8 protein-coding genes are annotated in these 7,023 nt (G+C 35.7%); 4 read left to right on the top strand and 4 right to left on the bottom strand.

Annotated elements, in window-relative coordinates; translation table 11 throughout:
- The first annotated feature begins 88 nt into the window (after positions 1-88).
- From FTT75_RS15110 to FTT75_RS15095, 4 genes are all read left to right on the top strand, one after another.
- Entirely contained in the window at positions 89-616 is a 528-nt protein-coding gene (locus FTT75_RS15110) for a LexA family transcriptional regulator (protein ID WP_180041311.1), read from the top strand.
- 24 nt (positions 617-640) lie between these two features.
- Complete coding sequence (locus FTT75_RS15105) at positions 641-1,936, top strand: Y-family DNA polymerase (RefSeq protein ID WP_180009810.1); 1,296 nt, start codon at positions 641-643, stop codon at positions 1,934-1,936.
- A 116-nt stretch (positions 1,937-2,052) separates the two neighbouring features.
- Positions 2,053-2,391, top strand: a complete 339-nt coding sequence (locus FTT75_RS15100) for a DUF192 domain-containing protein (RefSeq protein WP_180009812.1) — start codon at positions 2,053-2,055, stop codon at positions 2,389-2,391.
- Positions 2,392-2,462: 71 nt separating this feature from the next.
- Positions 2,463-3,398, top strand: coding sequence for a hypothetical protein (locus FTT75_RS15095; RefSeq protein ID WP_015060294.1), 936 nt, complete (start codon positions 2,463-2,465; stop codon positions 3,396-3,398).
- 45 nt (positions 3,399-3,443) lie between these two features.
- Here the strand turns inward: FTT75_RS15095 and FTT75_RS15090 are convergent, their stop codons facing one another.
- From FTT75_RS15090 to FTT75_RS15075, 4 genes are all read right to left on the bottom strand, one after another.
- A complete protein-coding gene (locus FTT75_RS15090; protein ID WP_104516576.1) occupies positions 3,444-4,517 on the bottom strand; it encodes a relaxase/mobilization nuclease domain-containing protein in 1,074 nt (357 codons plus the stop codon).
- Positions 4,517-5,176: a plasmid mobilization relaxosome protein MobC gene (locus tag FTT75_RS15085; protein ID WP_180041309.1), complete on the bottom strand. Its 660-nt coding sequence runs from the start codon at positions 5,174-5,176 to the stop codon at positions 4,517-4,519. Before FTT75_RS15085 ends, FTT75_RS15090 begins: the two co-directional genes overlap by 1 nt.
- 223 nt (positions 5,177-5,399) lie before the next feature.
- On the bottom strand, positions 5,400-6,149 hold the full coding sequence (locus tag FTT75_RS15080; RefSeq protein ID WP_227607606.1) for a transcriptional repressor KorB C-terminal beta-barrel domain-containing protein: 750 nt from the start codon (positions 6,147-6,149) through the stop codon (positions 5,400-5,402).
- On the bottom strand, positions 6,136-6,837 hold the full coding sequence (locus FTT75_RS15075; RefSeq protein WP_004282341.1) for an IS1 family transposase: 702 nt from the start codon (positions 6,835-6,837) through the stop codon (positions 6,136-6,138). The genes FTT75_RS15080 and FTT75_RS15075 overlap by 14 nt, the downstream gene beginning before the upstream one ends.
- Positions 6,838-7,023: the final 186 nt, after the last annotated feature.

Here is a 7,023-nt window from a genome sequence, read left to right as displayed (position 1 = left end):
AGTACCAGCGTACGGCCCACAGAATGATGTCACGCTGAAAATGCCGGCCTTTGAATGGGTTCATGTGCAGCTCCATCAGCAAAAGGGGATGATAAGTTTATCACCACCGACTATTTGCAACAGTGCCCGTATTGTAGAGATTAAGAAGTTTTTAGCGAATCATAAAAAGACTACCTTAAATGATGTAGCTACTATTACTTTAATTAATCCTTCAACCTTTAAACGTATTCCTTTAGCTTCAGAAAAAGTAGCTGCTGGTTTCCCCTCTCCCGCACAAGATTACATTGATAAAACTTTAGACATGAATGAACACCTTGTGAAAAATGAAGCTGCAACATTTGTTGTCAAAGTAGCTTCTCTTTCCATGCGTGACGCAGGCATTGAAATTGATGACGAGCTTTTAGTGGATCGTAGTCTTGAAGCTAAACACGAAGATATTGTTATTGCTTTAATTGACAATGAGTTCACCGTTAAGCGGTTAATGATTGAAGGTGATAAGTGTTGGCTTAAAGCTGAAAATCCAGATTATGACGATATTCACCTTAATGATTGCCAAGAATTATTAATATGGGGTGTAGTGACCTTTGTCATTAAGCCATTTAGGAAACATAAATAATCTAATCCTATTGGTCTAATCTACATGGAAAATCAAAATAAGATTTTTGCTTTGGTAGACATTAATAACTGTTATGTAAGCTGTGAACGTGTCTTTAATCCAAGCCTGAATAATAAGCCAGTAATCGTATTATCTAATAATGACGGTTGTGCTGTGGCTCGTTCACAAGAAGCTAAAGACTTAGGAATAAAGATGGGTGTACCTCTTTTTCAACTCAAGGAGCTTGTAGAGCAGCACAATATTACAGTCCTTTCGAGTAATTATGCTCTATATGCGGAAATGTCCCGCAGATTTATAAAAGTCCTAGCTGAATTTGTTACACCTCAAGAACAAGAAATTTATTCGATTGATGAATGCTTTTTAGATCTAACTGCTTATGCTTCAAATTATGATCTAACTGCTTATGCTCATTTAATTCTGGATCGGCTCTCACGTTGGCTAGGTTTGCCGGCCTGTATTGGAATTGGACGGACTAAAACAGAAGCAAAAATGGCTAATCATATCGCTAAAAAGAATAGTTATTTAAAAGGTGTATGTAACCTTGTTTCAATGGACTATTGTTCGATTGAGGGCTTATATCAATCTATAGAAGTTAGTGAAGTATGGGGGATTGGTAGAAAGCATACTAAAAAGCTGAATAGCCTAAGCATTAATACAGTTCTAGATTTTGTTTGTGCTTCACCCTTAATGATTAGAGATCAATTCTCTGTAGTCATGCACAGAACTCTATTAGAATTACAGGGAATTTCTTGCATTGAAATTGAGCAAAGTCCTAAAGCAAAAAAACAAATAATAGCAAGCCGTTCCTTTGGCCAGAAAGTTTATAGCTGTGAGGATCTTAAAGAAGCGATTACGCTTTATGTTCAGGATGCCGTAAGCCGTTTAAGAAGTGAAAATTTACTATGTGGCTGTATTATTAGTTTTGTTCAATCTAATCCATTTGATACTTCTGAGCCTTTTTATAATAAATCTTTGTCTTACGCTTTACCCGATCCATCAGACAATAGTTTATTACTTTCTAAAATTGCTACCTCAATGGTTGATCAGCTATACCAAAAGAATATTGGATTTAAAAAATGTGGAGTTATCCTCACTTGTCTTGAACCTAAAGCCACTCATATTTATGACTTATTCACGGACATGAACAAGATAGAATCAAGTAATAAACTTATGGATTCACTCGATGATATACAGAATAAATTTGGTAAGAGAAAAATAGGATTAGGTGCCAGTATGCTACCTGATAGAAATTGGAATATGTCACGTAATAAGCTGTCTCCCAATTACTTTAAATGGGATCAACTTATGAGTGTTAAATAATTAGTCATGACTAAGATAATTTTTTTGCATGTGACTTGCCACCTGGCTAAAAGGAATAACAGGAATTGAAATTAAAATATGCAGCGTTTATAGCTCTTTTAATAGTAGTGTCTGTTATGGCCTTTAAACAGGTTTATAACCCTTACTTTGATCAAGATAAAGAAGTAAAGACGTTTAGCTTTAATGGAAAAAAATTAACGGCTCTGTACCTATATAGGGAGCATGATCAAGAAATAGGTTTTAAAGAAAATCCTTCATTAAAGCCTTTAGTCTTTACGTGGAAAAAGCCGATTTATACCTGTTTTAATATGGTCAATGTACCTTATGACTTAGAGATATTTTTCTTTAATACAGATAAAAAAATTATTGGATCGGCTGTAATGGAAAAGTTTTCCAAAAAGCAGTATTGCCCCAAAGAAAAGATTCAATTTGCATTAGAAAGAATAAAAACTTAGATTTTTCAATCTAGTCTTTAGTATCTTTAAAATTGTTTGAATAGTAACTATATGGATAAAGAGTATAAAATATGTCTTTAATGTCGATACTGAAATCTTCAGATCCTAAGTGCAAGGAAGTAAAAGAAATTATAAAAAGTGTCGCACCCCAAAAAAAAGATTTCAAAACTTACAGTGGTATTCCTCCTTTTACTAATTATGAAGTTATGAGTGAACATAAATTAACGAGTAGTTATGATTCAGGCTTGGTTGGTACAGCATTTGACTACTTATCTAAAATAATTTGTGCGTACTACACGAATACTGAATTGAGTGCTAAGGAATTTGAGCAACCTAAAATTATCAGCTTTCTAGAGGAAACGAAAAATAAAAGCATTTTGGTATTGTATAAAAAAATTCAAAATCACATAGATTTTCTACTAGCTAATAAATCAAACGATTTAGAACTAAATGAAGAATTTATTGGTGGAATTATTCTTTTGGCTAAATTAGAAAATCTATGGCGATCTGGATTTCTACCAGTAGCAACAAAGAAAGACATACTAAAACCAACGGAGAACGTGGTTTACGAAGATATATCTTCCCTAGTCAAAAATTTTGATAATGTATTCATTAAGAATGGTCTTATTAAGCCTGATAGTCTGATCACATACAATCCCAGATATTCTGCAAATATCCGTGTTGCACTAGGGGGGATAGATGCAGATATTTGTATTGATGAAACACTATATGACTATAAAAGTACAAAAAATCATGGATTTATGATTAAAGACAGTATGCAGATCACATCGTATTACTTATTCTATTTAATGGATCGAATTATGTCGTCAACAGTGCAGATGCAACGACACAGAATAGAACGAATTGCATTATATAAAGCGAGATTTGGCCAAATTGAATATTTTGATGTTAAGCATATACCTGAAAAAGATTTAAAATATGCAATTTTTGAGCTTAATAGGATGTTTAAATTAGGTATGCCCGCTCAGAAAATTAAGGATTTTTAAAGGGCACTAAAGCACAGTATTGCGCCTTATCCTTCCCTTATATTATTAACGGTCTTGCTCTTTCCCCTTGTTCTTTCCGTGTTGAAGATCTAGCTTATTAGGTTGAATCTGTGGCTGTGGCGTTGGTTTTTTCACTTCTACCTGTTTCCGTAAATAGTCCACTAGATCAACTGCTAGTTTTCTATCTTGCGGATCTGGTGACTGTGATAGAGCTTTAGTAATTTCCTTGTAATGCGTCAATGCTTCTTTTTCTTGCTGTTTAGCTTTCTGGACACGTTCTGGACTTGCCTTATTTTTACCATATCGCTTAAACGATTTGCCCTGCTCTTTCATTTGTTTAACTGACTGCTTATCACTTCTATTTTTTTGAAGCCTAGCTATACGTTTTGTCGCATTCGCTTCAATCCCTCTGGATCTTAATTTTTCAGCAAAACTTTCTCGCCATTCCTGAAGATCAGCCTTCCTGATATTTAACCGATCACCTTTTTCAGAAACAGCTTTAACAACAACATGCACATGCGGGTTTTCACTTGGATCTTTTGAAGGGTCATTGGTAAAGGTATGCTGCACCATCATATATTTATGGTCTTTAAAATGTTCCTCTGCAAATTCTTTTGCAGCATCATAAACGCCTTTTTCATCCGTACCTTTCGGCATAGATAACACAATATTAAAAGCCTGCTTATATTTAGATTCTTCATCAGAAATAGGTGTACCTGACATTTGCCAATCTTCAGCAGTATCTTCTATATCATCCTTACCATTAACTTTATTTCCGTCCTGATCAATTCCCTCTAATTGCCCATTCCGTGTGATATATCCCATGTGGGCTTTCACCTTCCCCATAGAATTACCTCCACCAGTAACCTTGACCATTACTTCAGGGGTCTTTTTACTGATTCTATTTAAAGTTGCCTTAACGCTATTTGGAGATGATTTAGGGGCTGATTTAGCTGAATGGCCAGATCCATTTTTAGGCTTAGACAGATCATTTAAAAAAGTATCTAAACTTTGGGTCTGATTAACACGCTTAACTTTAGATCCGTTAAGTAGCTGCTCACCATGAGCAAGCAAAGTGCTTTGCACTTCTCTGGTAGTCTTACTGCTTCCGTTAGCCATTATTCCCACCTCTTTTTATTGCGCTCTAATAGAGTGAAAACATGCCTAACTTGAGCTTTTACTAGCTGATGTACTCGCTCGACAAATTCTCTATCGTAAGATTCATAAATACCCTGATTCATATTCTTAGCCATTTGGTTTAGGTTTCTACCAATCGCCAAAAGCTGACTATTTGATTCGCCAAGTTTAAGAGCTTCTTCCTGGCTAAAGAATATTGAATCTTTTGTGACATTAGCTGTTAAAACCGAAATGATATATTGATTCGGTTTCATGCCGATCTGTGCTGCTTTCTCATTAATGGCTTTCATCAAACTTGGTTTAAGCCGTAATTCTTTGCGTGATGTTTTTTCAAATACATCTATAACGTCTTGCGTTTTTTCTATTTCAGATAACTTTTCCTTGATCATTTTTTTGATCAAGTCGTCTGGATCTACTTCTTCAAACTTAGCTAACTGATAGATTTTTTCGGTTAAGTCCTTTTCCAGATTCAAGGAAAAATCTTGTCCTGAAAAGTTAGGATCATTCTCTTTTTGATAAGAAAGTTCTAACGCTTTTTGGAAAGGTGCGCCTTTCTTAATTCCCTGTTTTTCACACTTTGCTTCCCACCAATCAAGCACTGCCCGATCAACTCTGAAAAAGATTTTATTGTCTTTAGTCATGATTAATTCCATAAGCAAAGTAATATTTTGCTTATCCCATTCTATCAACTGGGTGACAAAATGGCAATTTTAACGGCTACTGCCTATCCTGCCCTAGATTATATATCTTCTTTTTTTCCCTCTTTTCTCCTTAGTCATGACTAAGGGTAATCAAGCTAGGTGGTCGGGAAAACCCGCCCAAAAAAAGACCTTGCATTAGCAAGGTCTTTTTCCATTGGTAGGTTTAGGCTTCTTGTAAATACTCGATTTCAAGGCTGCTGCAATCTACGGATACCTCTGTTCCATCTTCGTATTTGATCCATGCAAAACCCAAAGAAGAAGGCTTTTTATTAAGCATCAGGTTCGCTTGTCTGCCGTCATGAATAACAACTAAAAGCGGTTTTTTGATTTTGTCTGGATCTTCTTCTTTAGCTTCTGGCTGCTCTTTCTGGTTCGATTGATCCATCAGTTTTTTAACTTCAAGTTCTTCAGTCGCTTCAGCTTGATCATTCCCATTAAAATTGAAAGATTCATTATCATCAATAATAGCGGTTTGCTCTTGGCTTTCTTGCGCCTGTGGTTCTGATTCTGGATCTGCTTCAGTCGCTTCAGCTTGCTTAGGTTCTTTTAACTTTTTAGATAGAGCCTGTACTTTCGATCTGATAATGTCTTGACCATTCTCTAAAGATTCATCCACCCAAGCGTTTACTTCTTCAGGGAATGATTCCCAAAGTTTGCGTAAGTCATACAAAGTCTTTGGAGATTTAAAACCTGCATCATAAGCCTTAGATAAGCACTCTGGCATATCCACTAAAGCTAGGTGAGTAGAAATAAAAACAGGATCTTCATTTAACTTTTTAGCGATTACGTTTTTCTTCTCGCCTTGCTTAATTTTCTTTTGGATGAAAAGTGCAAGCTCAATAGGTGAATGGTTAAGGCGTTCTTTATTCTCCGGTGGTGTTTCAAAAAGTATGCTGGCATTAAACGAATCCATTATTGATATAAAAGAACACTAAATCAAAGGCTTTGAAATGATTTTCAAGCTTTTTGGAGAAGTTGCAGCTTCTCCTAAAGCCTCGCCTGATTCGATGCCGTAATCGACAATTATTGCCTTCTATACCCACAGTGAAAAATTTACCAATCAACTGTTTGCATTCTTTAAAGGTCGTAACAAAGCTATCCCAATGGTCACTTGATATACATGTATAGCTTACACCTAACTGCTTCAATTTTAATTTAAGTCGTTTTGCAGTGGCTAAATCTCGGTTACCCCATACATAAGCAACAATTTCACCTGTTTCTCGATGATAGGCATAAATTAGCCATTGTTTATTTTGCTTATGACCAACAAAAGTCCAAAACTCATCTACTTCAAGGGTTTCATAATGACTTTGCTGTGCTCGAAGTTGATATTTTGATTGGCTAAGTGTCCGTAGAACTTTACCGATACTTACTCTTTCAATTTCTGCTATATCCCTGACACCACTGCCTCGCACCATGAGGTGTAATATTTTGGTTTTGATACCTGAGTGACAGCCTTGATAACTGAGAGCATGATCACCAATAAATTGACGTCTGCATATTTTACATTGGTAATTTTGCTTACCATCTACTTTTGTGCCATTTTTCTTTATACTGTCACTTAGGCAGGCTGGACACTTGATTTCTAGAGTTATTCGCATTTCTCTATTTTATCAAAATCCAACCTGCTTTTTTTCAGCATACTTTTTGAAACACCACCAACAATTTATGTCCACGCCACGTTCTGCGGCTTCGAGGGCTAGTTTTTGTTGAACCACTGAGAACAAGGACAACAAACTGCCTACTATATTTTCCCGGAGAGTGGTGTAGGAACTTTTTCATTATTG

Origin of the sequence: Acinetobacter sp. YH01008, from assembly GCF_013420435.1 — a bacterium.
In the GTDB taxonomy this organism is placed as follows: domain Bacteria; phylum Pseudomonadota; class Gammaproteobacteria; order Pseudomonadales; family Moraxellaceae; genus Acinetobacter; species Acinetobacter pseudolwoffii.
Note: the sequence above shows the minus strand (reverse complement) of the source record. Positions and strands in the feature narration are given on the sequence as shown.

Bases quoted from the DNA above. Each gene is read 5' to 3' on its own strand.
- FTT75_RS15095 (WP_015060294.1), top strand. From the start codon at position 2,463: ATGTCTTTAATGTCGATACTGAAATCTTCAGATCCTAAGTGCAAGGAA.
- FTT75_RS15075 (WP_004282341.1), bottom strand. From the start codon at position 6,837: ATGCGAATAACTCTAGAAATCAAGTGTCCAGCCTGCCTAAGTGACAGT.
- FTT75_RS15100 (WP_180009812.1), top strand. From the start codon at position 2,053: ATGGCCTTTAAACAGGTTTATAACCCTTACTTTGATCAAGATAAAGAA.
- FTT75_RS15105 (WP_180009810.1), top strand. From the start codon at position 641: ATGGAAAATCAAAATAAGATTTTTGCTTTGGTAGACATTAATAACTGT.
- FTT75_RS15090 (WP_104516576.1), bottom strand. From the start codon at position 4,517: ATGGCTAACGGAAGCAGTAAGACTACCAGAGAAGTGCAAAGCACTTTG.
- FTT75_RS15085 (WP_180041309.1), bottom strand. From the start codon at position 5,176: ATGACTAAAGACAATAAAATCTTTTTCAGAGTTGATCGGGCAGTGCTT.
- FTT75_RS15110 (WP_180041311.1), top strand. From the start codon at position 89: ATGATAAGTTTATCACCACCGACTATTTGCAACAGTGCCCGTATTGTA.
- FTT75_RS15080 (WP_227607606.1), bottom strand. From the start codon at position 6,149: ATGGATTCGTTTAATGCCAGCATACTTTTTGAAACACCACCGGAGAAT.